The organism is Pseudomonas sp. LBUM1663 (assembly GCF_059695905.1).
Genome location: NZ_CP166792.1, coordinates 2,876,813 through 2,902,258, shown reverse-complemented (window position 1 = coordinate 2,902,258; position 25,446 = coordinate 2,876,813). Strand labels below are relative to the sequence as shown.

Sequence of the window (25,446 nt, the reverse complement as noted above, 5' to 3'; positions counted from 1 at the left end):
ATGCGCACCGCCGTTCGGCGGCACACGCTTCCTGTAGCAGCTGGCGAAGCCTGCGTTCGGCGGCGAAGCCTGCGTTCGGCGGCGAAGCCGTCGTGAAGTCAGGCAATGCGGTGTTTCAGGGGAACCACATGCTCCGGTTTTACGACGGCTTCGCCGCCGAACGCAGGCTTCGCCAGCTGCTACAGGATTCGTGGTGTGATTGGCAGCCGCTCAATCATCCTCATGCAACTTGATGCCCCGAGCGTGCAGCAGATGCGGCACGATCAACACCAACAGGGTCAGCGCGAGGAACGACGCGGCGATGGGTTGCGTCAGAAAAATCATCCAGTCGCCCTCGCTGATGGACAACGCGTTACGCAGTTGCTTCTCAGCCATCGGCCCCAGCAGCATGCCGACGATCACCGGCGCGACGGGGAAATCGAAGCGCCGCATCAGCACCCCGCCCCAACCGATTGCCAGCATCAGCAGCAGGTCGAATGAAGAGTGGCGCATGCCGTACACGCCGATGGTGGCGAACACTAGAATGCCGGCGTTCAGGTACGGTCGGGGAATCTGCAACAACTTGACCCACAACCCCACCAACGGCAGGTTCAATACCAGCAGGATGACGTTGCCGATGTACAGCGAGGCGACAAGGGTCCAGACCAGATCGCCCGAGGTCTGGAACAGCATCGGTCCCGGCTGCAGGTTGTAGTTCTGGAACGCGGCCAACAGGATCGCCGCCGTCGCCGAGGTGGGAATGCCGAGTGTCAGCAGCGGAACCAGGGACCCGGTGGCGCTGGCATTGTTGGCGGCTTCGGGGCCGGCCACTCCTTCGATGGCGCCCTCGCCCTTGCTGCCTGCGAACTCTTTGGGAAACTTGCTCAGTTTGCGTTCAGCCGAATAGGACAAAAAGGTCGGGATTTCCGCGCCACCGGCCGGAATCGAGCCAAAAGGAAAACCGATCAGCGTGCCCCGCAACCAGGCAGGAATCGAGCGTTTCCAGTCGGCGCGCGTCATCCACAACGACGTCAGCCGGTGCCGACCGGACGCCTCTTCTTTTTGATACAGCAGGCTGTACAACGCTTCGCCCACGGCAAACAAGCCGACCGCCACGAGCACAACCTCGATGCCGTCCACCAACTCCGGCACGCCCAGGGTGTAGCGGGCAATGCCCGAGGTCGAGTCGAGGCCGATCAAGCCGATGGTCAGGCCAATCCCCAGCGAAGCGAACCCCCGCAGCATCGACGCGCCGAGCACCGCCGACACGGTCGTGAAGGACAGCACCAGAATCGCGAAATACTCCGCCGGACCAAACTTGAGCGCCAACGTAGCAACGATGGGTGCAAACAAAGTGAGCAGGACCGTCGCGATGGTGCCGGCGACAAACGACCCGATGGCTGCCGTCGCCAGGGCCGGCCCTGCCCGTCCGTTACGGGCCATGAGGTTGCCTTCCAGGGCCGTGACCATGGACGACGACTCCCCGGGCGTATTGAGCAGGATAGACGTGGTCGAGCCGCCGAACTGAGCGCCGTAATAGATCCCGGCGAACATGATCAGCGCCCCGGTAGGGTCGACCTTGGCGGTGATCGGCAACAGCAGCGCAACGGTCAGCGCCGGTCCGATCCCCGGCAAGACGCCGATGGCCGTGCCGAGCAAACAACCGATAAATCCCCACATCAGATTGATCGGCGTCAGCGCGGCGGCAAAACCGATGGCCAGGCTAGAGAGAATATCCACCGTGTTTTATCTCCTCAGATCAAGGCGTTGATCAGGGGCGGAAGGGAAACGCCAAGCCCGGCATTGAACAGCCAGTAAATCGGCAGCGTCAGGGCAATGCCGATGGCCAGGTCGCGCACCGGGCGGCGACTGCCAAACCCCCGCGCCGAACAGACGAATAACAACCCGGCTGCCAGCACGAAACCGATGAGGTTGATCAACACCGCCACACCCACCAACCCCGCAGTCACCCAGGCAGCCCCGAGTTTGCCGCCGGGCAGCGCTTTGGCAGACTCGTCCTCATGGTCGGCCAGCTCGCGAAAACCACCGGTGACGGCCTGATAGCACAGCAACAGACCGACGACGCCGAGGAACACCGCTAATGCGTAGGGATAGACGTGAGCGCCGAGAATGACGAACCCCATCTCCTCGGGAAACCGGTAGGCGCCGACTGCTAACACTGCACTGATGGCGACCACACCGAGGCCAATCGCCAGTTGTACCGGCATGACTCCACGAGACGGGTTCATTTGATCAGCCCGACCTCAACCAGCATCCCATGCAGCCGCACGTGTTCTTCGTCGACGAATTTGCCAAATTCATCGCCGGTCAAAACGTTGGGGGCCCATTTATTGGTCTCGACATTGGCTTTCCAGCCATCGCTGGCGGTGGCGGCCAGCACGGCGTCAGTCACTTCCTTGCGTTGCTCGGGTGTGAGGCCCGCGGCACCGTAAACACCCCGCCAATTGCCGATGATCACGTCGTAGCCACTCTCTTTCAGCGTCGGTGCATCGATGCCGGCAATGCGCTCGGGCGCGCCGATGGCAAGCACCCGGAACTGGCCGTTTCGGATGTATTGGCCCAGCTCGGCATAACCACCGGTGATCACCTTGATCTGGCCACCGAGAACCTGAGCAACCACTTCACCTCCACCCGCGAACGCCACGTAGTTCACCTTGTTGACGGGGATTCCCATTTTGCTGGCCAGGTCGGCGATCCCGATGTGATCAATCGAGCCCTTGGAGCCACCACCCCAGGTGATGCTGGACGGTTTGTCCTTGAAGGCTTTCAGCAAGTCCTCCAGGGTTTTGAACTCGGACTCCTTGCGCACGGCAATCACGTTGTATTCGGTAAACAGCCGGGCGATCGGTGTCACGTCCTTCAAGGTAATTTGCGGCTTGTTCTGTTCAATCCCCGCGACCATGATCGCGCCGACCACCAGCAGCGCATTCGGATCGCCCTTGGTGCTGTTGGCAAATTGCGCCAGCCCGAGCGTACCGCCGGCGCCCCCCTTGTTCTCGAAGGTGACGGATTTGGCTGCCTTGGCCTCGACCAGGGCCTTGCCCAGGTCCCGTGCGGTCTGGTCATAACCGCCACCGACCGAGCCGGGGGCCATGAACTTGACGGTGTCCAGCGCAAACGCGGGTGTAGAAAGCGCGGCAGCCGTCATGGCCACGGCAATGGAACGACGGAACAAGGCGAGCATATGGAGTCTCCCGATATTGTTTTTGTGGGTGCCGATTGAATCTCGCTCAGGAGCAAACCCTGCTCACTGAACATGCGTCTGTGAACAAGCGTAGGTCATGCTTCTGATTGGTGACGTCCTTCGCTCAGCTGAATGCTTTACGAGATCCTTCGGCGGGCAACGTGGGTGGGTGTAATGCGGCGGGCGCAGTGGCCTGCGGGCGTTTCGCCAGGCGGACTTTGCGGGCGATGTCCACAAACGGCGTGACGATCAGGCTGCAGACCGTCAGGTAACGTTCGTGATCCTGCTCACCGGTGCCGAAGCGGATGGCTTCTGGTTTCGAGTTGGTGACATAGAGCGTGCCGAACATCCAGTCCCAGAGTGACAGGTTGATGCCGAAGTTCTTGTTGATGTGTCGGGGCGCGTCACTGTGGTGAATCTGATGCTGCGCCGGGCTGTTCAACACATGCTCGAACAGCGGCCCGAACGACAGCCAGACATGGGTATGGCGCAGGTTGGCGGCGAAACCGTTGAGGATCAGCACCAGCCAGGTCACGCCAAACAAGGTGTAACGGCTGATCTCGCCGCCACAGGCGTACCAGAAGACCCCGGCAAAGGCGGCGATGCAGACCGTATTCGTCAGTTTCTCGACAATTTTTTCCACAAAGTGAACCCGGCTGGCGGTGGCCGGGACCAGGACCGGAGCCGAATGATGGACCTTGTGGAATTCCCACAGCCATCGAGTATGAAACGCCCGGTGGCCCCAATAGTTGGCAAAATCCTTGACCAGAAACACCCCCAATCCATACAGCAGCGAGAGTGCGAGATGGTCCCCCACTTGCACGCGTGCGCCCCACAGATTGGTCATGAAACGGACGTAGTCCCCGGAACGCAGAATGTACGGATCCACCAGGCCGACGATGGGCACCACCAGCGCAACTTTCAGGATGGCGCGAACGAAGTAGTAGCGGTAGTCCAGCAACGCCGAGCGATGCAAATGCACCTTGGTGCCGCCGATGAATTGCCCGAAAGAACGCGCGTCGGTCAGCCCGCGGGATTTGCGGTAGCGAAACAGGCCGTAGGCAACGCTGTAGGAGGAAAGGAGAAACACCAGACCGAAACGGCCGTTCAAATCGAAGATGCCAAGAAACTGGTCGGTGACCGGCGTAATCACCCACAGAGACAGGTAGTCATAGACAAGCGCAAGAACTTCCACGAACGGCTGGCCTCCGTCACCGAGAGGAAAGTGTAGATGACGCCGCACGGAATGGCTTCCCTACGTATAAGCCCCCACCACCCGCTTCACTTTCTCCAGCGCTACGCCAAGCGCGCCCATGTCCACCGAGCCCAGCGCCAGGCGGATCGCGTGCGGCACATGGACCGAGGTGGCAAACGGTTCAGCGGTCGAGACCGCCACCTGCTCGCGCATCAACGCCATGGCGATCTGGTCGGCCCGTGCGTCTTCCGACAAGGGCAGCCAGATAAAGTAGGAGGATGGATGGCGCACGAAGTGCAGGCCGGCCAGATGCTGGTCGGCCACGGCCTGGCGGGCCTGTGCGTCTGCACGCTTTTGCGCTTCCAGTAGGCTGACGGTTCCATCATCGATCCAGGCGCAGGCAATCGCCGTCAGCACCCCGGGGGTATTCCAGGTGGTCGCCCTGATCGTCCGTTCCAGTGCGGGCACGGTTTGCAGGGGGGCGGCGACGAATCCGACGCGTAGCCCGGTGGCGACGCTCTTGGAAAACCCTGAAACGTACACCGTTCTTTCGGGAGCCAGTTGCGCAAGTGGTGGCAGCGAATCTTCGGCCAGAAACGCGTACGCAGCGTCCTCGATGATGTGCAGGTCATGCTGGCGTGCAATCGCCACCAGGCGTTCACGCTGATCGGCGGCCATCACCCATCCCAGCGGATTGTGCAGCGTCGGCATGGTGTACACGGCGCGCACCGATCGGCTTCGGCAGAGCTTTTCCAGCGCCTCTAGATCCGGACCGGTGTCGGTCCCGGGAATGGGCACGACTTCCAGATGCAGCGTTTCAGCCAGCACCTTGAAACCAGGGTAGGTCAACGCATCAGCCGCGATCACATCACCCGGCTGCAGCAACGCCATTAGCGCCACCGTCAATCCATGCTGCGCGCCACTGACGAGCAACACCTGTTCTGCCTGGACCGTCAGCCCGCGCGCCACCAGATGACGCGCGACCGATGCCCGCTCATGGGGGCGGCCCGCATGCGGTTGATAGCGCAGATGGGATTCCAGGTCACCGGACAACGCGAGTTGACGCAAGGCATTGCGCAGCAGATCGGCCTGCCCCGGCACCGAGGGATAGTTGAAATTGAGGTCGATCATTCCTGCCGCGACGTTGGGCTGATGAATGCCCAGGCTGGGCGGCAGCGAAGTCTCCCGGACGAAAGTCCCGCGCCCCGTTTCACCACTGACCAGGCCCATGGCCTCCAATTCCGCATAGACCCGGCTGGCAGTGACCAAGGCCAAACCATGGCTGGCGGCGAGCAGACGATGAGTCGGCAAGCGCGTACCGGGAGGCAAACGCCCTGAGCGGATATCGGCTGCAAAGGCGTCCACCAGCGACTTGTACCGGGAGCGAGGCATAGGGAAATGTATCCATGACAATTTTTTGATTGTATCGATAGTCAGCCATACGATGCGCTGAACGCAATCCCGCCCCTTGAGTGAACGCCCAATGGAACGCACATCGAAGCTGCAAAACCAGACCATGGAAAAGAACACCAGCGGGTTGATCAATGGACTCATCGGCGTCCTGATCTTCAGCGGTTCGCTGCCAGCGACACGGGTGGCTGTCCTGGAATTCGACCCGGTCTTTCTGACCGTCGCCCGAGCCACCATCGCCGGCGTACTGGCGCTGTGCATGTTGTGGCTGTTCAAGGAAAAGCGTCCTGCGCGCAACCAGATGCTGCCCTTGGTCATCGTCGCGATGGGCGTGGTAGTCGGGTTTCCGCTGCTGACGGCGCTGGCACTCCAATATGTGACGTCCGCGCACTCCATTGTCTTCGTCGGCATGTTGCCGCTCGCGACCGCCGCATTCGGCGTGTTGCGCGGTGGCGAGCGTCCCCGGCCGGCGTTCTGGTTCTTCTCGGTCCTGGGCAGTTTGCTGGTGGTCGGGTTCGCCGTGTCCCAGGGGCTCACCGCTTCGCCGGCCGGCGACATCCTGATGCTGTTGGCCATCCTCGCCTGCGGACTCGGTTATGCCGAAGGCGCGAAACTGTCCAAAACCCTGGGCGGCTGGCAGGTGATTTCCTGGGCGCTGGTATTGTCGCTGCCAATCGTGGCCCCGCTGACCTGGTGGCTGACGCCCTCTTCGTTCTCGGGCATCAGCGCGCCGGCCTGGTTGAGCCTGGCGTATGTGTCGCTCTTCAGCATGCTGATCGGCTTCGTATTCTGGTATCGCGGGCTGGCCCAAGGGGGGATTGCCGCCGTTGGACAGCTGCAGCTGCTACAGCCTTTTTTTGGATTGGCGCTAGCGGCCACGTTGCTTCACGAGCAGGTCAGCCTCGGGATGCTGGGGGTTACTGTTGCGGTGATTTTGTGTGTGGTGGGTGCGAGGAGGTTTGCGAGGTAAACCGGCGGTGCTCGGCGAAACCGGCCGAACTAGCGGCAACCAAAAACCCCCAGTGATCGGCTGACCACTGGGGGTTCTTCGCGTTTGAAACGCACGAGTCGCTGCTATGTCACTTCTGGCCCTGATTAACAGCCAATCATCAGTCAGCCACTCACCACAGCAAGCAGCACTTACTTGGGCAGATCAATCTTATCCAACACCCGGTTCGCCGTGATCTCCGCCGTCATGATGCTGTTGGAAATACCCAGCAGCGCATAACGCGACTCACCCTCCAGATGATCCACCAACTGATGGACCATCACATCGACCGAGGCCAGGGTCTCGACCAGATAAACCGCCAGGGTTTCGGCCGTGGCCTCCGGGTCTACGGAAAACAGGGTGCTGCGTATTCGCGGAGTAGCTTTGATATCGGCATTCGACGGGAAGTGGAAGTCGAGTGCCCGCTCGGCGGCTTCGTTGAGTTTTTTGGAATCGGTAGATTCGTAAGGGGAAACGTCGTCGGTTTCCGGGGGATTAGGTGTGGCCTTGAACATGGTGATGCTCCTTGATTAGTGGAGCCGCCACCGTTCGCGGTCAAACGAGTAGAGGTGGCAGCTGTACGCGGGTTGACCGACCGGAAATCAAGGAATCCGGCACACCCGAAGATGTCCCGCGCACAGCCACCGCAAAAAAGCCGAAGCTTTTTTTGGACACTGGTGCGCCTTGATTGAATCGGACGGTCAAATCCGGACGCTGAATTGGCAGCGACCCGGAAACGATAGAGCCCAGGCCCAAGGCGCACAAGCCGGCGGATTCTGGCGCAGCCGTAGGCAACGGCGCAAGGATTTGTAGCTTTCAGGAAGTAAACCCGACGGGTTTTAAACAAGCCCCCGCAAATCATGTTGAATGAGCGCGCGCGCACTCACGGCGAGCAACAAAAGTGTACGGCGACTTGCGTCCATCGCTGTACGGAGAAAGCCCCCCGCCGACCATGATAAAAATACCGCTCTCGTTACCGGAGACCTGTCATGGACCTCGCCACGCTCACGCTGTTTATCCCCGCCTGCTTCGCGCTGAACATGGCCCCGGGCCCGAATAATCTGCTGTCGGTCAGCAACTCGACTCGCTACGGCTACCGCATCTCCTGCGTGGCGGGGATCTGGCGGTTGCTGGCGTTTGCCGGGATGATTGCCTTGGCCTCGGCCAGGTTGGCGGTGGTACTGCAAACTTCCGAGTTGCTGTTCTACGGCATCAAAATCGTTGGCGCGGCGTATCTGTTTTACCTCGCGTGGCAATTGTGGCGCGCCGATCCAGGCGTCGAAAAAGCCACGACGGGTGCGTCGGTCGGCGTGTTGGCCCTGGCGCGACAGGAGTTTCTGGTGGCGGCCGGCAATCCTAACGATAGGCAATATAAATACCCGAATAATCTGCTTTAGATTTGCGACGGGTATTCGACAACAGCACATCTCTCGTCGACAATCGACACTCTAGGATCAAGGTAGTGAGACCGAGCTTACTCCATTCGGCTTCGATGACTTTTTAGGCCAGTTTTGCGTAGGGTTCTGAAATGACGGAAGAAGAGCATGAATATCGCTGCCCATTGAGTGCGGTGGATCGCCGACTCGGTGATGTACACCGCCATTGGCATGAGGCTGAGCGTGGATATTTCGACCCTGACACGTTTAGGGTTGCGATCCAGACTGCAATTCAGACGCTGCGCACTGTCAGTTTCATCTTGCAGAGCAACAAGCGGATTTTTAGTAACTTCGACCCTTGGTATGAGACTTGGCAATTGAAGCTGCGCGCTGATCCATTAATGCGCTGGATGGTGGATGCCCGAAACAAGATCGAGAAACAGGGAGATCTGGAGGCACACAGCTTTGTTCGAGCTGAGATCGTCGCGTCATACTACGAAGAAGGCCCACGCATTGACGTACCCGCCGAGCTCTTCCAAAGCCCAGCAGAACTGATTAATAGCATTCAAACTGAAGAATTACGGAATCATGTGTTCAAGGACGGCATCCTGCGTATCCAACGACGCTGGGTTGAAAATAGTTTGCCAGACTACGAGCTTCTAGACGCCGTAGGGATAGCTTACGGAAAAATTGCCGAATTAGTGGATGACGCTCACCGTGAGTTAGGCTTGGAACCACCTTCCACAATGGTCGGCGACGTTGATCACACTTCAGGCAGAGAATCGCGCGGGGGTAGACTACCTTGCATGATTGGTCACGGCGACGCACGCAGCTCTGATATATGGCTTGCGACGGGCCAGGCAATGGAGCTGAAACAAGAAAAAATCGAGATCGACTTAGCCGAAACAGAGCAATCTTCCAAAAGGTATGGGTTTGATCCTAAGGACATATTCCCATCAACAGCTCCTGGGCCGGAATCGAAGCTAAATGACCTATTCGCTACTGCCCGCAAAATGTTCACAGTAGATGGCCATCACATCACCATTGCATTCCTCCTTAAGGGCGCAGATATCGTAACGGTGTCGCCATTGGCCGTTCAAGAACACGGGGAAAAGTACCTTGTCATGAGAATGCTTGCAAATGAGGTTACCAAGCATGGAGCAGATGCTGTAATCATCATCGGTGAGGTCTGGTCAGCCCGTTATGATCCGAGCAAACCTTATCGTCGAGCAGTGGATGCACCCGACAAAAATGAGTTTCTTACGGCCACTCTCGTGTGTAAAACCGGTGAGCCGGTACAACTGCACGCCCAAATCATTCGCGACAATGATGCTGTGACCCTCGCAGAAACGGAAACATTACGGAATCAGGCGCAAATTGCTTTCGCTCCAATCTACTCTGCTTGGGGGCGCGAGATTCCTAGTGCATGGAAAGACGTATTACGATCCCAGAATAATTAGTGTCTTGGCACCCCAATGCGCGGACGAAACTACTGCCCCCTTAACAGCTATCTGATCTGCTCATGTGGTCGATGTGCACATCGATCACACAGCCTCAAAGTGAAAAACCCTGCTCGCCGAGATACAACCTAGCCCCGGCCAGATCCACAAGTCTTGGAAATCAGGTTAGGCTCAAGTAACCCTCACGATGTTGAATATGAATATTCACCTTATGGAATGGGCTACTATCGGCCAAGTGGCCGCAACTGGACACCCTGTTAGCTAAACAGTAGTGTCTGCGTTGAAGGTTTCGAACTGAATTGGGAGTGCCCATGGAAGAAGAATCCAAAGCAGTACAAGAAGTGGCGAAGGCGGCCGGCCAAGCCATCGACGCAGCACGAGAAGCTGGGGGGTTCATCGCGCGGTACGTTTCTGGACCTCTTGAACAAGGAGTTGGAATCTTTGAGGACCGCTTAAAGTACATGCGCTGGGAGCGTCAAGTTCGTTACATGCAAAGAGCGCAAGAGTTCCTTCGTCTTGCGGGCCTCACGTCTCCGACACGACCCGTTCCTTTAAACCTGGCGATACCGCTAATGCAGGGTGCAACGCTGGAGGAGGATGACGACCTTCAAGATCGATGGGCTGCTCTCCTCGTCAACGCAGCCAATGCCAACTTCAGGGGCGAAGTTCGGCGCTCATATGCCACGATCTTAGAGCAGCTAACACCTCTTGACGCACAGGTCCTTGACGTGCTTTTAGCACTACCCTTCGAACAGAGTCAGCACGACGGCATAATCACTGCTCAGTTGCCGACACATGCCCGTGTGGCGGTAGAGAAGGATGAGTTATCACTTCCGCCGGAAGAGGTTGTCCTGTCGCTCAGCAACCTAACTCGTTTGGGATGCATCCGTCCAACAATGACGTGGGGGGGCGGTGAGAGCTATGGAAGAGTGAACCCAACAATCGCAGGTAAGGCATTCGCGGATGCTTGTCGCGCGCCAGGAATCTAACCACTATTTCCAGACGACGGCCTATAGCCCCACCTACCACCAAGTGGCGCCACCTTCCGGGCAGGAGTTCTGGCGAGCGCCGGCAACCCCAAGGCGATCCTGTTCTTCACCGCATTCCTGCCGCAGTTCGTCGACCCGACCCGTGCCGTGACGCAACAGTTTGCGCTGCTCGGCGCGTTGCTCCTGATGCTCGAATGGATCGCCATCAGCGCCTACGCCTACATGGGCCTGCACATGCGCCGCTGGTTTGCCGAGCCCCGGGGCAAGCGGCTATTCAACCGTTGCTGCGCGGGGTTGTTGTCGGCGGCGGCTTCGGTATTGTTGATGGCGCGTCGCGCCTGAGTTCCAGGGCAAATTTTCCGGCGGAGCCGTCGCTCAGCTCGCCTTATGCCCCGCTTCGCGAGCCATTTTTCAGAGCAAGTCTGATACAGTCGTCCCCCTTTAAATTCGTTGACAGGAAGTCAAGCATGGCAAAGCCAGCTGCACGAATCACCGACCCAACCAGTTGTCCCATCCCGGGGCACGGTTCCAAAGCTATCGCCTCCGGTTCTCCTGATGTGTTCTTTGACGGTCTTGCAGCCGCTCGCAAAGGTGACACGTGTACCTGCGGTAGTGCGCTAGCCTCGGAAGTGTCCGGCACAGTGTTTATCAACGGCAAAAATGCCGCACTGGTCGGTACTGTCGGCACCCATGGCGACGTCGTGATCGGCGGTTCGGGTACGGTCATCATCGGAAGCTCCCACACCCCTACCCCCTTTACTCCGCCTACGCCCATGGTTATTCACGGGAACTGGATCGGTTTTAAGATTCCGACCGTCGAAAGCTATGAAGGGCTTTCCTGCGTTGCACATTTCGAAGACGGATCGGTGATGCAAGGTGTGTTTGATGCAAAAAACACCGTCACATTTTCCAACCCCACAGGCAAGACCTGTACCGCAATCGATTACGGCGTCGAGGAAACCTCCGACAGCGCTTCGATCCTCGAATCCATCCTCAGCACAATTCAGAGATAAGGAACATCTCGTGACGGAACCCATGCTCATTACGGGCAGTTATCTCTTGAAAAAAGAGCATGATCTACATAGCTCACCTTTGGAAATGGCGATTGCCGGTATGGAAGGCGCAGCAGCACGTTTTGCCACTGACGCGATCAAGGACGCCAATACTCGCTTGAAGTACCAAAGCAAGATAAAAGAGATGTCACGTCTGGTTGAAGCCGAAGTGCTTGCGGGCAACGTTACCGCTAAGGACGGCGTGGCGTATTGCCAAGAAATGCGTAACAACATCATGAACGAGCATCGGAAGTTCACATCTGCTCAAGGTGTTGCCGTTGCGAAATATATCAAGCTGAACGGGCCAACCCTGCAAACCACTCTGGATAAGTACGCTCACTCGCTTTACAAGAAAAATTTTGATCTGTTAACCGATGTAGAAAAATCCAAAGTCCATTATTTGATTTTAAAAAAATCTGGCGTGGACAACAGCAAAGTTACTCGCGGCACCAAGAGAATGAATGTGGCTGGCAAAGTCGCGTGGATTGTGACTGCGGCTTTTGCCGCCTCCGAAATATACAAAGCCGACAATAAAACCAAGGAAGCCGGAAGACAAGGAATAATCCTGGGTGGTGGCGCAGCCGGTGGAGCTTTGGCTGGGCTAAGTATCTCATTACTGTGTGGTCCTGCCGCCCCGGTGTGTGCCATTGCTGTCGTGGTCGCTGGCAGTATTGCGGGCGGCATTCTTGGCGACTACGTTGCGGATAGTTTTGACGAAGAACTCGAGGAGTTTCTGACATGGGACGTTCAATGACTGACGAGGAGCGTTCATATGTTTACTGGGCTCTGTCTGACGCGTTTGTTGACACGGAAATTGACTATGAAACCATTGCACGCCAAACCGAAGACTACGATCCTGAAGAGATCAAAAAAATTCTTTATCATGAAGTAGCACCTGTCTGCCATACAAATCTTGAGACAGTAATCCCCATGATATGGTCAGCCTTCAATTTAGAAAACTTGGAGGCTGACATCAATAATTCGTTGCAAGCCAGAGAAAACAGTTATCTACGACGCCAGAAAGACAAACTACTAATACACTGGCTTGAGTTTCGATACAAATATATATGGCGGGAAATTTCTAAACACTACCGCAAATAAATCTTGCCTCTTATTACTCGAAAATAATCCTGCGCATGCCTTCCAAGGAGAAATATTTCTTTTCGGCACCAAGTACTTTGAAAAACGCCGGTGACGACGATGGCAAAAACCACATGCATTGAATGCAAATCTTCTGAAACAGCGCCACTCACGCGCAACCAGAAGCTCGGTTTTCCAGAGATAGAAAAAACTGGAGCAACCATCGTAGGCAAAGGTAAACCCGGTTTCCCGGGGCGCACCACGATTCCACCGACCAGAGTCGAAATTGTTCGGCCAAAACCCTGAGGGAGCAGACATGTCCATTACAAATCCACAGGTGATTGATATCTGGGCCATCCCTACCTGGGAACCTGACAATGTGGTGTTGTTCATCTCTGACCACCTTGAATGGGGCGGCAAAGCTGAGCAAGGCGAGCATCTGCAATTGCTGCAGGACAAACTCAATACCTACGTTGCGTTCATCGAGAGCGGCGAGATCTACACCGAGATACCCAATGCCCTTGGAAAGCACCCCATCATTCGCATCAACGGCTTGTATGAGCTGCCAGAGCAAGGCGAGATTTTTATTGACCGCGCTGCTGAGGTCCTAAAGGAAGTGGGTATTGGACTGGAGTTCGTGCTTGACGAGAGCGACGCGATACGCAACATGTGACCGAGGGAACATTTGACCGGCGATGAAGCCAGCCGGTCTTGCGGCCAACAAAAACCCCCAGTGATCGGCAGACCACTGGGGGTTCTTCGCGTTTGAAACGCACGAGTCGCTGCTATGCCACTTCGTGCCCTGATTAACAGCCAAACATCAGTTAGCCAGTCACCGCATGAAGCGGCACATACTTGGGCAGATCAATCTTATCCAACACCCGGTTCGCCGTGATCTCCGCCGTCATGATGCTGTTGGAAATGCCCAGTAGCGCGTAGCGCGACTCACCCTCCAGATGATCCACCAACTGGTGCACCATCACGTCGACCGAGGCCAGAGTCTCGACCAGATAAACCGCCAGTGTTTCGGCAGTGGCCTCTGGGTCTACGGAAAACAGCGTGCTGCGTATTCGCGGGGTGGCTTTGATGTCGGCATTCGACGGGAAGTGGAAGTCGAGAGCCCGCTCGGCGGCCTCGTTGAGCTTCTTTGAATCAGGTTCGTATGGGGAAACCGGATCGGTGTCCGGCGGGTTTGGTGTGACTTTGAACATGGTGAAACCTCGTTTACTGGTGAAGCTGCCACGTTCGTTTCCAAGCGAAGGGGTGGCAGCTGTACGCGGGTTGGAAAACCAGGGTAAACGAGCCCGGCAGACCTATAAGGTCTCCCACGCACAGCCACCATAACGGAATGCACATAGTGCGAAAAAGTACGTTATGAAGAGGTGCTTTCGTGTCGTTTACCCGTCGAGTTTCCAAGCCCGACCGCTGAGTGTTCAGCGGCAAGGAAACGATAGAACCAAGGGCTACGACACACAAGCCGGCGGATTCTGGCGCAGCCGTAGGCAACGGCGCAAGGATTTGTAGCTTTCAGGAAGTAAACCCGACGAGTTTTAAACAAGCACCCTCAAATCCTGTTGAATGACGGGCGCGCACTCAATGCGAGCAATGAAAGTGTACGGCGACTTGCGTTCACCGCTGTACGGGGAAAGCCCCTCGCCGTTCATGATAAAAATACCGCTCTCGTTACCGGAGACCTGTGATGGACCTCGCCACGCTCACGCTGTTTCTTCCCGCCTGCTTCGCCCTGAACATGGCGCCGGGGCCGAACAATCTGTTGTCGGTCAGCAACTCGACCCGTTACGGCTATCGCATCTCGTGCGTGGCCGGGATCGGGCGGTTGCTGGCGTTTGCCGGGATGATTGCCCTGGCGTCGGCCGGGTTGGCGGTGGTGCTGCAAACGTCCGAACTGCTGTTCTACGGCATAAAGATTGTCGGCGCGGCCTATCTGTTTTACCTCGCGTGGCAATTGTGGCGCGCCGATCCGGGCGTCGAGAAAGCGGTGACGGGAACGTCGGTTGGCGTGTTGGCGCTGGCGCGACAAGAGTTTCTGGTGGCGGCTGGCAACCCCAAGGCGATCCTGATCTTCACCGCGTTCCTGCCGCAGTTCGTCGACCCGACCCGCGCGGTGACACCGCAATTCGCGCTACTCGGCGCGTTGTTCCTGATACTGGAATGGATCGCCATCAGCGCCTACGCCTACATGGGCCTGCACATGCGCCGCTGGTTTGCCGAGCCTCGGGGCAAGCGGATATTCAACCGATGCTGCGCGGGGTTGTTGTCGGCGGCGGCTTCGGTGCTGTTGATGGCGCGTCGGGCCTGAGTTCCAGGGGTTGACGGGATGCAACGCAGGTTCAAACTGCGTTACATCCCGTCTCAACTCTCGCCGAGCCTTGAATGAACCTGAACGTTGTCTATGCCCTGGGCGCCGCTGCCTTGTTTGGAGCGAGTACCCCGTTGGCCAAGGTGTTAGGCCTGAACCTCTCACCGGTCCTGCTGGCCGGGTTGTTGTATCTGGGCAGCGGACTGGGCCTGACAATTGTCAGATTGATCCGTGACCGGGGCTGGCAGCCCAGCGGCCTCAAATCGTCTGAATGGCCTTGGCTGATCGGTGCCATCGCCTTTGGCGGCGTGCTGGGGCCGGTGGCGCTGATGTTTGGCTTGACGCTGACCTCCGGCGCCACGGCCTCGTTGATGCTAAACCTCGAATCGGTTCTGACAGCCGTGCTGGCCTGGGTGGTGTTCAAAGAGAATGCCGACCGACGCATCGTCGCCGGGATGCTGGCTATTGTCGCCGGCGGATTGCTCCTGGCGTGGCCGCACGATTCGGTGCAGCCACAAGGCTGGATCGGGCCACTGGCAGTAGCACTGGCCTGTGCCTGCTGGGCGATCGATAACAACCTGACGCGCAAAGTGTCGGCGTCGGATGCCGTGTTCATCGCAGGCATCAAGGGCTTGGCCGCCGGGCTGGTGAACTGCTCTCTGGCCCTGGTGCTGGGCGCAAAACTGCCCCACATCACGGTGCTTGGGCCGACATTGATCGTCGGTTTCTTCGGTTATGGCATCAGTCTGGTGCTGTTCGTTCTGGCGTTGCGCGGGCTGGGCACCGCACGCACGGGCGCCTACTTTTCCACGGCGCCTTTTCTCGGCGCCGCAATGGCCCTTCTGCTGTTCGGTGAGACGGTTTCCCTGACGTTCTGGATCGCGTCGTTGCTGATGGGCCTGGGCGTCTGGATACACCTCAGGGAACATCATGCCCACGAACATCAGCACGTGGCACTCACCCATGGCCATCGGCATGTGCATGACGAGCATCATCAACATGAGCATTCGTTCCAGTGGGACGGGACCGAACCGCACAGCCACGAACATCAGCACACGCCGATCCGCCACAGCCATCCACACTTTCCGGACATCCATCACCGGCACAAGCATTAGCAGGTGGAAAAAGAGCGTTGGTTTTTTCCGCGAGCATCCGTATATTCGGATATCCATATATACGAGCCGCCGCAATGACTATGCGTCCCATCACAGTTCTCTTCATGTGCACCGCCAACAGCTGCCGCAGCGTGTTGAGCGAAGCGCTGTTCAATCACATGGCACCCGTGGGTTTTACGGCGGTGAGCTCCGGCAGCTTCCCCAGCGGCCGGCTCAATCCCCAGGCCGTACAAACGCTTCACAACCTCGGTATTTCGACCGAAGGCCTGTACAGCAAAGACTCTTCGGTATTCGCCGACTCCCCGCCCGATATCGTCATCACTGTGTGTGACAAAGCCGCCGGGGAAGCGTGCCCGGTGTATTTGGGCCCGGCGATCAAAAGCCACTGGGGCCTGGCCGATCCGTCGGACGTGGAGGGCACCGAGCAAGCGATTCAGGCCGCGTTTAACGCCACCGTCGACACGATCAAGCAGCGGTTTGCAGCGTTTTTCGCGCTGGATCTGCAAAGGCTTTCGGATGTTGAACTGAAAGTCGAATTGGACCGCATCGGAGCCCTGTGATGAACGACGACCTGCCCAATCTCGATCTGCAGTTGCTGACGCTTTCAACCGAAAGCACTTACAAACCGCGCATCCTGCTGCTCTACGGCTCGACGCGCGAACGCTCTTTCAGTCGCCTGCTGACCGAGGAAGCCGCACGAATTCTGCGTCTGATGGGGGCCGAAACGGTGATATTCGATCCCTCCGGCCTCCCCCTACCCGACGATGCCTTCAGCGACCATCCGAAAGTCCAGCAACTGCGCGAGCGGGTGCTCTGGTCAGAAGGTCAGGTCTGGTGCTCACCGGAACGCCACGGTTCGATGTCGGCTGTGTTCAAGGCGCAAATCGACTGGATCCCGCTGACGATGGGCGCGGTTCGTCCGACCCAAGGTAAAACCCTGGCGGTGATGCAGGTCTGTGGCGGCTCCCAGTCGTTCAACACGGTCAATCAACTGCGTGTGCTGGGCCGCTGGATGCGGATGTTGACCATCCCCAATCAATCGTCAGTGCCCAAGGCCTTCATGGAGTTCGACGAGGCTGGCCGGATGAAGCCTTCGGCGTATTACGACCGTGTGGTGGACGTGATGGAAGAACTGATGAAGTTCACATTGCTGGTGCGTGGCCGCGAGGATTTTCTGGTGGACCGTTATTCGGAACGTAAAGAGAGCGCCGAAGAACTGTCGAAGCGGGTCAATCAACGTTCGATCTGAGTCAGCGGAATTCCCTGTCGATTTTCCGGTGGAGGCGACGGTCAACGCGTCTTATGCTCAGCCCATGAACCTACAGAACGCTTTGCTTCCGCCCCACGCCGAGATGGTTCGCGCCATGCTCGAACGAGACACCGCCTACGAGGGGGTGTTCTTCACTGCGGTCAAGACCACCGGGATTTTCTGTCGCCCCAGTTGCACGGCGCGCAAGCCCAAGCCGGAGAACGTTGAGTTCTTCGCTCACGCCGATGAGTGCATGTCGGCGGGCTATCGAGCGTGCCTGCGTTGCAAACCGCTGGACGCCGCGGCCATTGCGCCGGACTGGGTGCAGGCGTTGCTCAAGTCGGTCGACAACGATCCCGACCAGCGCTGGACCGATGCCCAGCTCGTGGCCGAAGGCATCGAGCCGCTGAAACTGCGTCGCTGGTTCAAGCAGCATTTCGGCATGACCTTCCACGCCTGGTTGCGCACCCGTCGCCTGGGCATGGCGCTGGGCGGTATCAAACAAGGCGATTCCATCGACAATGCGGCGTTCGACTCGGGCTACGAATCCCTGAGCGGCTTTCGCGATGCGTTTCAAAAATCCTTTCACATCACACCGGGCCGTGCAGCCAACAGCGAGCCGCTGCTGTTCACGCGCCTGACGACGCCGCTGGGGCCGATGATCGCCATGGCCGAACGCCGTGGGCTGGTGCTGTTGGAGTTTCTGGATCGACCGGCGCTGACCCGGGAAGTCGAAGAATTGCAGAGCCGTTATGGCTATGCCGTAGCACCGGGGCACAACGCCCATTTGCAGCAGATTGAAGCCGAGCTGGCGCAGTATTTCGCCGGCAAACTCACTGAATTCACCGTTGCCCTGCACTTGCCCGGCAGCGAATTTGCGCGGCAGGTCTGGGCTGAACTGGCGAAGATCCCCTACGGCCAGACCAGCACCTACGGCACCATCGCCGCGACACTGGGCAAGCCCGGCGCCAGCCGCGCCGTGGGCCTGGCCAACGGGCATAACCGTCTTTCGATTGTGTTGCCCTGCCACCGGGTGATCGGTGCAGACGGCTCGTTGACGGGCTATGGTGGAGGGCAACCGCGCAAGGCGTTTTTGCTCCGGCTGGAAAAAGCCGCCGTGCAGGTGACTGACCAACTCGCATTCTGATCCCCTGATTTTCTGCAAACGTCATAAGGAAGGACATTCGATGGACACGCCATTTCATCAACTGCACCACGACGGCTTGTTGATTCTGACCAACGTCGCCGACGCCACAGGGGCGCGCATCGTCGAGCAACTGGGCTGCAAAGCCGTGGCCACCAGCAGCGCGGCGGTGGCCTGGGCGCATGGGTATGCGGACGGCAATGCCCTGCCCCTCGAACGCCTGATATCAACCGTCGAATCCATCGCCCGGGTGATCTCGGTGCCGTTGACCGTCGACATCGAGGCCGGTTATTCCGATGAACTGACGCGGGTGGCCGAAGTCGTTGATGCGGTGATCGCGGCCGGTGCGGTGGGGATCAATATCGAGGACGGTGCTGCCCCGCCTGAGTTGCTGGCACGCAAGATCGAAGTCGCCCGGCAGATTGCCGATCAGCGCAAGGTGAAACTGTTCATCAATGCCCGCACCGACGTGTACTTAAGGGGCCTGGTGCCTGCCGAAGACCGCGTCGCCGAAACGCTCAAGCGCGCCGCGTTGTATCAGGCGGCGGGTGCCGATGGGCTGTTTGCGGCGGGCGTCACGGCGGAGTACGAGATCGCTGCGCTGTGCCAGGGCACACCGTTGCCGGTGAACGTGCTCGGGCTGCCGGGTTTGCCGTCGCTTGAAGCGCTGCAAGCACTCGGCGTGCGGCGCCTGAGTGCCGGCTCGGGCATCGCCGAATTTCTATATGGCGCCATGGCCTCATTGGCCAAAGGTTTTCTGGAGACCGGCAAGCTCGACAGCAGCCACCTCAAAGCCTTCACGTATGGGGAAATCAACGCCCTGCTGAAACCTGCCGGGAACGCTTGATCGTCATGCCCGATCCCTACCTGCCCGCGACCGAGTTTCTATCTTCCATCGATGACGACTGGCGGCTCCACATCGCCGCCGTTGGCCCCTGCCTGCATGAGCCCCACACAGCTCGCGATCCTTATGAATCGCTGGTGCGGGCGATTGCCTATCAGCAACTGCACGCCAAGGCCGGGGATGCGATTGTCGGCCGGCTGCTAGCGTTGTTCCCGTCGACGACGTTTCCAAGGCCTGAGCAGATTCTGGCGACAGGCTTTGATCCACTGCGCAGTTGCGGGTTTTCCGCGGGCAAGATTGCGACCATTCAAGGGATTGCGCAGGCGGCTCTGGACGGTGTGGTGCCGGATTACGCCACGGCTTTGGCGATGGACGACGAGGCGCTGATCGAGCGGTTAATCACCTTGCGCGGGGTTGGGCGCTGGACGGTCGAGATGCTGTTGATCTACAGCCTGGATCGCCCGGATATTTTGCCGGCGGATGACTTCGGGGTGCGTGAGGGGTATCGCCGGTTGAAGGGCCTGGAGGTGCAGCCGACGCGCAAGCAGATGGTTGAGATTGGCTTGGCGTGGCGTCCGTATCGGACGGTGGCTTCCTGGTATTTGTGGCGGATGACCGGCAAGTAGACCGCGTTATCGTTCATCGCGGGCAAACCCGCTCCCACAAGGATTTTTGTGTACGCAGCATCTGTTGCCCGACTCATAACCTGTGGGAGCGGGCTTGCCCGCGATGACGATTGCCCATTCACCGCATCAATCAAAGCCGCTCACAACCCGGATTTCAACCGACTAAACGCCCGAATTAGCGCGCGGTTGAACGCCTTGCCATTGTCATTCTTGCTATACAACGAGGCTCTCACCTGCGCCGACGGATACGTCCCCGGATCATTACGAATCGCCGGATCAATCAACCCGTCCGCCGCCGTAATCGCATTGGCGTAGTGAATGGTGTCGGTGATCGGCGCAATCACTTCAGGGGTCATCAGGTAGTCCATCAACGCCAGCCCGGCCTCGGGGTGCGGGGCATCCTTGGGAATGACCATGGCATCAAACCAGATCAACGTGCCCTCCTTCGGGATCCGGTAACTGAGCTTGAACGGTTTGTTCGCCGCCTCGGCCTGCCCGGCCGCGATGGCCACGTTGCCGTTCCACGACATCGCCACGCAGGTATTGCCGTTGGCGAGGTCGCTGATGTTCAGGTCATTGTCGAAGTAGCGGATGTATGGCCTGATCTTCGCCAATTGTTGCTCGGCCAGTTTCAGGTCATCGAGGTTCTGGCGGTTGATGTCCAGGCCCATGTACTTCATGACTGCGGCGAAAACCTCGTTCGGATCGTTTAGCAGACTGACCCCGCAATCGGCAAATTTCGACACCACCGCCGGGTCGAACAGCATCGCCCAACTGTCCCGAGGTGCGTCGGGCAAACGCTGTTTGATCGCCTCTTCCTGATAGCCGACGCCGGTGGTGCCCCAAGCGTAGATCCCGGCGTAACGATTGCCGGGATCGAACGCCGCCATGTGCTGGCGGAACTCCTCGCCGACGCCGGCAAAGTGCGGCAGCTGTTGCAGGTTCAGTGTTTGAATCGCCCCGCTCTGGATTGCCCGGGACAGGTGCTGCCCCGCCGTCAGCACTAGGTCATAACCGCTGCGGCCGGTCAGCAGTTTGGTCTCGGCAGTTTCAAGGGAGTCGAAGTGATCGACCACTACATGGATGCCGGTTTTCTTTTCGAAGTTGGTCAGGGTATCCGGGGCCAGGTACTCGCCCCAGATGTACAGATTCACCACCGGTTTCGCGGTGTCGGCGGCCTGCACACACAAGGGTGCAAGCACCAGCAATACTGCTTGAGTCAGTTTGTGCAGGCCCATATTTAAACTCCCTTCCTGTTACTGGCGGGGGCGGCGTATTGCGGCATGGTGATGCAGGCGACGTTGCCGCCACCGAGGAGGATCTCCCGGGAGTTTTCGATGCCGACGATTGTGTGTTTCGGGAACAATTCGGCCAGCGTCGCCTGCGCCGCCTGATCGTTGCGATCACCAAACAGCGGTACCACGATCGACGTGTTGCCGGCGTAGTAATTGATGTACGACGCACAGATTTGAGTCCCGGCCTGACGGCTATGGGTGCTGTCTTGCTGGTCCAGGCCTTCGGCTTCTTCAGCGGTCCATTCCAGCACATCCGGTTGCGGCAGCTTGTGCACGATCAACTCCCGGCCACGGCTGTCGCGGGTGCTGCGCAAAATGTCGTAGGCCTCTTGATAGATTTCCCACTGCGGGTCATCGCGATTGTCGGTCCATTGCAGCACCACCTCGCCGGGGCGCACGAAGCAGGCGAGATCGTCGACGTGGCCGTCGGTTTCGTCGAACTTGCACCCTCGTGGCAACCAGATAATTTGCTCGGCACCGAGGTAATCGATCAGACGACTGGTCACTTCTTCCTTGCCCAGATGCTGATTGCGATTGCGGTTGAGCAGGCATTGCTCGGTGGTGAGGATGCTGCCCTGGCCGTCGCTCTGGATCCCGCCCAGTTCGGCAATCAACGGCGCGCGATAACGGTCGAAGCGTTCGATTTCGAGGATCTTGCTGGCGATCTGATCGTCTTTGTCCCACGGGTAATACAAGCCGCCGTCGAGACCGCCATAGGCGTTGAATTCGAAGTCGACGCCGCGCACTTCACCGCTGTCGTCGTTGACCACAAAGCACGGGCCACTGTCGCGGAACCAGGTGTCGTTGCACGTCATTTCCACCACCCGGACCTGAGGCGGCAGCTGGCGGCGGGCAGTGGCGAATTGCGCGGCGGAAGCACACACCGTCACGGGTTCACTCTGGGCAATGGCGGTGACGATTTGCACCCAGACTTTCTGCGCAGGCTTGGCACCGTTGCGCCAGACGTCGGTACGTTCCGGCCAGCCGAGCCAGCAACCGGCCTTGGTTTCGAATTCGCCGGGCAGGCGGAAGCCGTCGAGTTTCGGGGTGGAATCGAGCAAACGTGCCATGGTCAGACCTCATCAGCGGGGGTTGGAATGACCACAGGCTAAGGGCGTCGGCGCCCTCCTCGCCAACGATGATTATTTCGGAATACTTGAATTCAACTCATCAATCGATCAGCTGATCGTTGAACCATTCCAGCATCTGCGCCACGGCCGGACGCTCCAGGCGCACTCGCTCGCACACCAGCGCATATTGCCCGAGCGCGGTCATGCTGGCGGTGAACGGCCGGACCAGACGACCGCTGAGCAAGTCTTCCTGGGCGGTCAGATTGTCGCCCATGGCCACGCCCTGCCCTTGCGCCGCCGCTTCGAGCGCCAGGCCCGCGTGGGCGAAATACAGTTGGCGTTCGGGACGCTGATCGCCGGCATGACTGGTGAGCCAGGCGGTCCAGGTCTTGCCGTCCTGATCGTCGTGCAGCAGGCAATGGCGTGCCAGGTCCTTCGGGGTTTTCAGGGTGCCCTGGTTGAACAGGCCGGGGCTGCACACCGGGAAGAATTGCAACGCAGGCAAAGGACGGACGAAGTACGCGCTGCTGTCGACCGGGCCCGTGCCGTAGGTGATCGCCAGATCGATGTCTTCCCCCGGCGCCGTGGCGTCGATCGGTTGTTCGTAGAGGTGCAGGGTGATGTGCGGATAGCGTGCATAGAAGTCCGTGAGCCGACTCATCAGCCATTTTTGCGCGAGCTCGGCGGTGACCGCCAGGCGCAACACCGCCAGCGACGACGGGTCGCGCAATTCATCGCAAGCTTCGCCGATCAGTTCAAAGGCGTGCTGCAGGCTTTGCATCAACCGGCCCGCGGCCATGGTCGGGCGGATTTGCCGGCCTTCGCGGATGAACAAAGAGACGCCCAAGTGCTCTTCGAGCTGGCGGATCTGATGGCTGACGGCGCTGTCAGTGACGCACAGCTCGGCGGCGGCCCGGCCGAAATGGGCATGGCGGGCAGCGCATTCGAAGGTTCTGAGTGCTGCCAGGGAAGGCAATCGTCGCATGAGTTCAGCCCCGGTGGTGAAGGCGACCATGCTGCCTTGGGCCATGGGTGGGCGTCCAGCGGGACCGCGATGAGGCCAGCACATTCACCAAAAATCCTGCGGTCCATCACCCGCCCTTATCCACCATGACTTCCCCCAAAACCCGGCGCATGTTGGTGTCTCAACCGGAGGGATTCGACATGCTAAACGCACTCAAGCACATCAATTCAACCTCAGCCTTCAACCGCTGGGCCGGCTTCGAAGTGACCGCAGCCGCGAGCGGCGAAGCCGAACTGACCCTGGCTTTTCGCGAGGCCGACATGGCGCAATACGCCGGCTTCCTCCACGCCGGCCTGATCGGCGCGCTGCTCGACACGGCCTGTGGTTTCGCAGCCGGGACGGTCGCTGGCAACGTGCTGGCTTCGCACTTTTCGGTCAACTGCCTGGCGCCCGCCGTCGGTGAAGTGTTCATTGCTCGGGGCCGGGTGGTAAAGGCTGGCAAGAAACAGGTGTTCGCCCGCGCCGAGCTGTTCGCGCAAATCGGCGACCAGTTGAAACTGGTGGCGACCGGCGATGCGATTCTGGTGCCGGTCGACGTTCGCTGACGGTCTAGGCTGTCAGGGGTAAACCAACCCTCGTCGGAGGTTCCCATGCAGCTCGAAGGTGCCTGCCATTGCGGCGCTGTGTCGTTCAGTTTGACCAGTGCCCACCCCTACCCGTATCAGCGTTGCTACTGCTCGATCTGCCGCAAGACCCAAGGCGGTGGCGGTTATGCAATCAACCTCGGTGGCGATGCCCAGAGCCTGAAAGTTCGCGGCCGCAAGCACATCGCGATTTATCACGCGCGACTCAAGGAAGAAGGCGACAAACGTGCACACAGTAGCAGCGCCGAGCGGCATTTCTGCAGCCTTTGCGGGTCAGGTTTGTGGCTGTTCAGCCCTGAGTGGCCTGAGCTGATCCACCCGTTTGCCTCGGCCATCGATACTCCATTGCCGGTGCCACCGGAACACACGCACTTGATGCTCGGCTCCAAGGCGCCGTGGGTGGAAGTCGATGCGCATCCTGCAGACCAGCAATTCGACGTCTACCCCGAGGAGTCCATCGCCCAATGGCATGAACGCCTGGGTTTGAGCCGCTAAAGCCGCTTCACAGTCTTTGACAGTTTCCCGACAAAGCTCTCAAAGATTGCCGGCCGGCAGCCGCCTAGCATGGGCGCATCCAACCTCCCCTCGGGTGCTCCCATGTTACGTTCGCTGTGTCTGTCGTTGACTTCGTTTTGCCTGCTGCTTCCCGCCGACTCATTACGCGCTGAAGACTGGCAATACACCTTGCGCGCCGGTGCCGCCAGCGTGCCGCGTTACAGCGGCAGCGACGAGCGCGTGGTGGCGCCGCTGCTGGGCGCCAAGGTGATCAGTCCCTATGGCCTCTTTCTGGACACGGAAAAGGGATTGGGCTGGGCGTTTGATGAAGACGACTTTGGCCTGAGCGTGTACATCGGCGCGAGCGATGTGCGCAAGGATCGCAAGACCGGGTTCGAAGGCTCGGACGAGCTCAACGGCATGGGCTCGATCAAGTCGCGGCCGGCGCTGGGTCTGGACGGCACTTACCACATGGGCCCGATCATTCTCGGTGCCAGTTTTGAGCATGCACTGGAAAAGGACGATGACGATCACGACACCGGCTCAGCCTGGAATCGCCTGAAGCTGAGCATCAGCGCACCGTTTTATGAGGGTAACTACGGCAAGGTCACGGGCAGCCTGAACAGTCAGTTTGGCGACAGCCATTACGTGCGCACCTGGTATGGCGTCAGCGCCGCCCAGGCTTCGCGCAGTCAGTTCAGGGCGCATGACACTCATGGCGGGCTGGTAAGTCGCGGGGCGGAGTTGACCTGGTCGATGCCGATTGATGAGCAGTGGAATGTGTCGACGGTGCTGGCCGTGCAGTATCTGGCGGGTGATGCGGCGGACAGTCCGATTGTCGAGCGGCGGATGCAGACTTCGGTCGGTGGGCAGGTGGTGTACACCTTTTAGCTATCCGGGTTTGCTGATGACCTCATCGCGAGCAGGCTCGCTCCCACACTTGGAA

27 protein-coding genes and 3 pseudogenes are annotated in these 25,446 nt (G+C 59.0%); 20 read left to right on the top strand and 10 right to left on the bottom strand.

Going from position 1 to position 25,446, the window contains the following annotated elements; translation table 11 throughout:
* Positions 1 to 210: 210 nt before the first annotated feature.
* The 5 genes from ACA075_RS13340 to ACA075_RS13320 all read right to left on the bottom strand — a co-directional run bounded on the left by ACA075_RS13340 (position 211) and on the right by ACA075_RS13320 (position 5,771).
* On the bottom strand, positions 211 to 1,719 hold the full coding sequence (locus ACA075_RS13340) for a tripartite tricarboxylate transporter permease (RefSeq protein WP_094467690.1): 1,509 nt from the start codon (positions 1,717 to 1,719) through the stop codon (positions 211 to 213).
* 14 nt (positions 1,720 to 1,733) lie between these two features.
* The gene (locus ACA075_RS13335; RefSeq protein ID WP_497298887.1) at positions 1,734 to 2,228 is read right to left on the bottom strand and encodes a tripartite tricarboxylate transporter TctB family protein; all 495 of its coding nucleotides are present in this window, start codon (positions 2,226 to 2,228) and stop codon (positions 1,734 to 1,736) included.
* The gene (locus ACA075_RS13330; RefSeq protein WP_497298886.1) at positions 2,225 to 3,184 is read right to left on the bottom strand and encodes a Bug family tripartite tricarboxylate transporter substrate binding protein; all 960 of its coding nucleotides are present in this window, start codon (positions 3,182 to 3,184) and stop codon (positions 2,225 to 2,227) included. Before ACA075_RS13330 ends, ACA075_RS13335 begins: the two co-directional genes overlap by 4 nt.
* A gap of 124 nt (positions 3,185 to 3,308) precedes the next feature.
* Positions 3,309 to 4,379 (bottom strand): sterol desaturase family protein, encoded by a 1,071-nt coding sequence (locus ACA075_RS13325; protein WP_497298885.1) that lies wholly within the window; start codon positions 4,377 to 4,379, stop codon positions 3,309 to 3,311.
* Between the two features lie 60 nt (positions 4,380 to 4,439).
* Positions 4,440 to 5,771, bottom strand: a complete 1,332-nt coding sequence (locus ACA075_RS13320; protein ID WP_497298884.1) for an aminotransferase-like domain-containing protein — start codon at positions 5,769 to 5,771, stop codon at positions 4,440 to 4,442.
* Positions 5,772 to 5,862: 91 nt separating this feature from the next.
* On the opposite strand from ACA075_RS13320, the gene ACA075_RS13315 reads away from it, so the two are divergent.
* Positions 5,863 to 6,759, top strand: a complete 897-nt coding sequence (locus ACA075_RS13315) for a DMT family transporter (RefSeq protein ID WP_497298883.1) — start codon at positions 5,863 to 5,865, stop codon at positions 6,757 to 6,759.
* Positions 6,760 to 6,929: 170 nt separating this feature from the next.
* Here ACA075_RS13315 and ACA075_RS13310 read toward each other — a convergent pair whose 3' ends face one another.
* Entirely contained in the window at positions 6,930 to 7,292 is a 363-nt protein-coding gene (locus ACA075_RS13310; protein WP_497298882.1) for a DUF6124 family protein, read from the bottom strand.
* Positions 7,293 to 7,766: 474 nt separating this feature from the next.
* Between ACA075_RS13310 and ACA075_RS13305 the strand changes: the two are divergent.
* The 9 genes and pseudogenes from ACA075_RS13305 to ACA075_RS13265 form a co-directional block, all read left to right on the top strand.
* Positions 7,767 to 8,135 (top strand): annotated as a pseudogene (locus ACA075_RS13305) (LysE family translocator); the annotation flags it as partial.
* 170 nt (positions 8,136 to 8,305) lie between these two features.
* Positions 8,306 to 9,613 carry an Ea47 family protein gene (locus ACA075_RS13300; protein ID WP_497298881.1) on the top strand — a complete coding sequence of 436 codons (1,308 nt, stop codon included), beginning with the start codon at positions 8,306 to 8,308 and terminating at the stop codon, positions 9,611 to 9,613.
* 311 nt (positions 9,614 to 9,924) lie between these two features.
* Positions 9,925 to 10,602 (top strand): Abi-alpha family protein, encoded by a 678-nt coding sequence (locus tag ACA075_RS13295; RefSeq protein WP_497298880.1) that lies wholly within the window; start codon positions 9,925 to 9,927, stop codon positions 10,600 to 10,602.
* A gap of 36 nt (positions 10,603 to 10,638) precedes the next feature.
* Positions 10,639 to 10,944, top strand: a pseudogene (locus ACA075_RS13290) (LysE family translocator); the annotation flags it as partial.
* Positions 10,945 to 11,069: 125 nt separating this feature from the next.
* Complete coding sequence (locus tag ACA075_RS13285; RefSeq protein ID WP_311099789.1) at positions 11,070 to 11,615, top strand: PAAR domain-containing protein; 546 nt, start codon at positions 11,070 to 11,072, stop codon at positions 11,613 to 11,615.
* A gap of 10 nt (positions 11,616 to 11,625) precedes the next feature.
* Complete coding sequence (locus tag ACA075_RS13280; protein ID WP_497298879.1) at positions 11,626 to 12,408, top strand: hypothetical protein; 783 nt, start codon at positions 11,626 to 11,628, stop codon at positions 12,406 to 12,408.
* Positions 12,405 to 12,755, top strand: a complete 351-nt coding sequence (locus ACA075_RS13275) for a DUF7079 family protein (RefSeq protein WP_497299249.1) — start codon at positions 12,405 to 12,407, stop codon at positions 12,753 to 12,755. Before ACA075_RS13280 ends, ACA075_RS13275 begins: the two co-directional genes overlap by 4 nt.
* Positions 12,756 to 12,866: 111 nt before the next feature.
* Positions 12,867 to 13,040: pseudogene (locus ACA075_RS13270) on the top strand (S-type pyocin domain-containing protein); the annotation flags it as partial.
* Positions 13,041 to 13,050: 10 nt separating this feature from the next.
* Positions 13,051 to 13,407: a DUF6572 domain-containing protein gene (locus tag ACA075_RS13265; RefSeq protein ID WP_497298878.1), complete on the top strand. Its 357-nt coding sequence runs from the start codon at positions 13,051 to 13,053 to the stop codon at positions 13,405 to 13,407.
* A 151-nt stretch (positions 13,408 to 13,558) separates the two neighbouring features.
* Here ACA075_RS13265 and ACA075_RS13260 read toward each other — a convergent pair whose 3' ends face one another.
* Positions 13,559 to 13,945 (bottom strand): DUF6124 family protein, encoded by a 387-nt coding sequence (locus ACA075_RS13260; RefSeq protein WP_497298877.1) that lies wholly within the window; start codon positions 13,943 to 13,945, stop codon positions 13,559 to 13,561.
* A gap of 488 nt (positions 13,946 to 14,433) precedes the next feature.
* Here ACA075_RS13260 and ACA075_RS13255 point away from each other — a divergent pair, with 488 nt between their 5' ends.
* The 7 genes from ACA075_RS13255 (at position 14,434) to ACA075_RS13225 (ending at position 20,032) form a co-directional block, all read left to right on the top strand.
* Positions 14,434 to 15,054 (top strand): LysE family translocator, encoded by a 621-nt coding sequence (locus tag ACA075_RS13255; RefSeq protein ID WP_497298876.1) that lies wholly within the window; start codon positions 14,434 to 14,436, stop codon positions 15,052 to 15,054.
* Between the two features lie 74 nt (positions 15,055 to 15,128).
* On the top strand, positions 15,129 to 16,169 hold the full coding sequence (locus tag ACA075_RS13250) for a DMT family transporter (RefSeq protein WP_497298875.1): 1,041 nt from the start codon (positions 15,129 to 15,131) through the stop codon (positions 16,167 to 16,169).
* 89 nt (positions 16,170 to 16,258) lie between these two features.
* Positions 16,259 to 16,729, top strand: a complete 471-nt coding sequence (locus tag ACA075_RS13245) for an arsenate reductase ArsC (RefSeq protein WP_497299248.1) — start codon at positions 16,259 to 16,261, stop codon at positions 16,727 to 16,729.
* Positions 16,729 to 17,418, top strand: a complete 690-nt coding sequence (gene arsH / locus ACA075_RS13240) for an arsenical resistance protein ArsH (RefSeq protein ID WP_497298873.1) — start codon at positions 16,729 to 16,731, stop codon at positions 17,416 to 17,418. Before ACA075_RS13245 ends, arsH begins: the two co-directional genes overlap by 1 nt.
* Positions 17,419 to 17,482: 64 nt before the next feature.
* Positions 17,483 to 18,565: a bifunctional transcriptional activator/DNA repair enzyme AdaA gene (locus ACA075_RS13235; protein ID WP_497298872.1), complete on the top strand. Its 1,083-nt coding sequence runs from the start codon at positions 17,483 to 17,485 to the stop codon at positions 18,563 to 18,565.
* Between the two features lie 40 nt (positions 18,566 to 18,605).
* Positions 18,606 to 19,409, top strand: coding sequence for an isocitrate lyase/PEP mutase family protein (locus ACA075_RS13230; RefSeq protein WP_497298871.1), 804 nt, complete (start codon positions 18,606 to 18,608; stop codon positions 19,407 to 19,409).
* 5 nt (positions 19,410 to 19,414) lie between these two features.
* Positions 19,415 to 20,032 (top strand): DNA-3-methyladenine glycosylase family protein, encoded by a 618-nt coding sequence (locus ACA075_RS13225; protein WP_497298869.1) that lies wholly within the window; start codon positions 19,415 to 19,417, stop codon positions 20,030 to 20,032.
* A gap of 140 nt (positions 20,033 to 20,172) precedes the next feature.
* Here the strand turns inward: ACA075_RS13225 and ACA075_RS13220 are convergent, their stop codons facing one another.
* The 3 genes from ACA075_RS13220 to ACA075_RS13210 form a co-directional block, all read right to left on the bottom strand.
* Positions 20,173 to 21,270: an extracellular solute-binding protein gene (locus ACA075_RS13220; protein ID WP_497298868.1), complete on the bottom strand. Its 1,098-nt coding sequence runs from the start codon at positions 21,268 to 21,270 to the stop codon at positions 20,173 to 20,175.
* Positions 21,271 to 21,272: 2 nt separating this feature from the next.
* On the bottom strand, positions 21,273 to 22,397 hold the full coding sequence (gene aguA, locus ACA075_RS13215; RefSeq protein WP_497298867.1) for an agmatine deiminase: 1,125 nt from the start codon (positions 22,395 to 22,397) through the stop codon (positions 21,273 to 21,275).
* Between the two features lie 100 nt (positions 22,398 to 22,497).
* On the bottom strand, positions 22,498 to 23,382 hold the full coding sequence (locus ACA075_RS13210) for a LysR substrate-binding domain-containing protein (RefSeq protein WP_077750496.1): 885 nt from the start codon (positions 23,380 to 23,382) through the stop codon (positions 22,498 to 22,500).
* Positions 23,383 to 23,561: 179 nt separating this feature from the next.
* Here ACA075_RS13210 and ACA075_RS13205 point away from each other — a divergent pair, with 179 nt between their 5' ends.
* The 3 genes from ACA075_RS13205 to ACA075_RS13195 all read left to right on the top strand — a co-directional run bounded on the left by ACA075_RS13205 (position 23,562) and on the right by ACA075_RS13195 (position 25,391).
* Complete coding sequence (locus ACA075_RS13205) at positions 23,562 to 23,966, top strand: PaaI family thioesterase (RefSeq protein WP_497298866.1); 405 nt, start codon at positions 23,562 to 23,564, stop codon at positions 23,964 to 23,966.
* A gap of 45 nt (positions 23,967 to 24,011) precedes the next feature.
* Entirely contained in the window at positions 24,012 to 24,500 is a 489-nt protein-coding gene (locus tag ACA075_RS13200) for a GFA family protein (RefSeq protein WP_497298865.1), read from the top strand.
* Between the two features lie 102 nt (positions 24,501 to 24,602).
* Entirely contained in the window at positions 24,603 to 25,391 is a 789-nt protein-coding gene (locus ACA075_RS13195; RefSeq protein ID WP_497298864.1) for a MipA/OmpV family protein, read from the top strand.
* The last annotated feature ends 55 nt before the right edge of the window (positions 25,392 to 25,446 follow it).

Excerpts from the sequence above, each read along its gene's own strand:
- ACA075_RS13275 (WP_497299249.1), top strand. The coding sequence starts at position 12,405 with ATGACTGACGAGGAGCGTTCATATGTTTACTGGGCTCTGTCTGACGCG.
- ACA075_RS13255 (WP_497298876.1), top strand. The coding sequence starts at position 14,434 with ATGGACCTCGCCACGCTCACGCTGTTTCTTCCCGCCTGCTTCGCCCTG.
- ACA075_RS13320 (WP_497298884.1), bottom strand. The coding sequence starts at position 5,771 with ATGCCTCGCTCCCGGTACAAGTCGCTGGTGGACGCCTTTGCAGCCGAT.
- ACA075_RS13200 (WP_497298865.1), top strand. The coding sequence starts at position 24,012 with ATGCAGCTCGAAGGTGCCTGCCATTGCGGCGCTGTGTCGTTCAGTTTG.
- ACA075_RS13235 (WP_497298872.1), top strand. The coding sequence starts at position 17,483 with ATGAACCTACAGAACGCTTTGCTTCCGCCCCACGCCGAGATGGTTCGC.
- ACA075_RS13205 (WP_497298866.1), top strand. The coding sequence starts at position 23,562 with ATGCTAAACGCACTCAAGCACATCAATTCAACCTCAGCCTTCAACCGC.
- ACA075_RS13225 (WP_497298869.1), top strand. The coding sequence starts at position 19,415 with ATGCCCGATCCCTACCTGCCCGCGACCGAGTTTCTATCTTCCATCGAT.
- ACA075_RS13260 (WP_497298877.1), bottom strand. The coding sequence starts at position 13,945 with ATGTTCAAAGTCACACCAAACCCGCCGGACACCGATCCGGTTTCCCCA.
- ACA075_RS13335 (WP_497298887.1), bottom strand. The coding sequence starts at position 2,228 with ATGAACCCGTCTCGTGGAGTCATGCCGGTACAACTGGCGATTGGCCTC.
- ACA075_RS13310 (WP_497298882.1), bottom strand. The coding sequence starts at position 7,292 with ATGTTCAAGGCCACACCTAATCCCCCGGAAACCGACGACGTTTCCCCT.
- ACA075_RS13250 (WP_497298875.1), top strand. The coding sequence starts at position 15,129 with ATGAACCTGAACGTTGTCTATGCCCTGGGCGCCGCTGCCTTGTTTGGA.
- ACA075_RS13330 (WP_497298886.1), bottom strand. The coding sequence starts at position 3,184 with ATGCTCGCCTTGTTCCGTCGTTCCATTGCCGTGGCCATGACGGCTGCC.
- ACA075_RS13265 (WP_497298878.1), top strand. The coding sequence starts at position 13,051 with ATGTCCATTACAAATCCACAGGTGATTGATATCTGGGCCATCCCTACC.
- ACA075_RS13195 (WP_497298864.1), top strand. The coding sequence starts at position 24,603 with ATGTTACGTTCGCTGTGTCTGTCGTTGACTTCGTTTTGCCTGCTGCTT.
- arsH (WP_497298873.1), top strand. The coding sequence starts at position 16,729 with ATGAACGACGACCTGCCCAATCTCGATCTGCAGTTGCTGACGCTTTCA.
- ACA075_RS13300 (WP_497298881.1), top strand. The coding sequence starts at position 8,306 with ATGACGGAAGAAGAGCATGAATATCGCTGCCCATTGAGTGCGGTGGAT.
- ACA075_RS13220 (WP_497298868.1), bottom strand. The coding sequence starts at position 21,270 with ATGGGCCTGCACAAACTGACTCAAGCAGTATTGCTGGTGCTTGCACCC.
- ACA075_RS13285 (WP_311099789.1), top strand. The coding sequence starts at position 11,070 with ATGGCAAAGCCAGCTGCACGAATCACCGACCCAACCAGTTGTCCCATC.
- aguA (WP_497298867.1), bottom strand. The coding sequence starts at position 22,397 with ATGGCACGTTTGCTCGATTCCACCCCGAAACTCGACGGCTTCCGCCTG.
- ACA075_RS13315 (WP_497298883.1), top strand. The coding sequence starts at position 5,863 with ATGGAACGCACATCGAAGCTGCAAAACCAGACCATGGAAAAGAACACC.
- ACA075_RS13295 (WP_497298880.1), top strand. The coding sequence starts at position 9,925 with ATGGAAGAAGAATCCAAAGCAGTACAAGAAGTGGCGAAGGCGGCCGGC.
- ACA075_RS13230 (WP_497298871.1), top strand. The coding sequence starts at position 18,606 with ATGGACACGCCATTTCATCAACTGCACCACGACGGCTTGTTGATTCTG.
- ACA075_RS13210 (WP_077750496.1), bottom strand. The coding sequence starts at position 23,382 with ATGCGACGATTGCCTTCCCTGGCAGCACTCAGAACCTTCGAATGCGCT.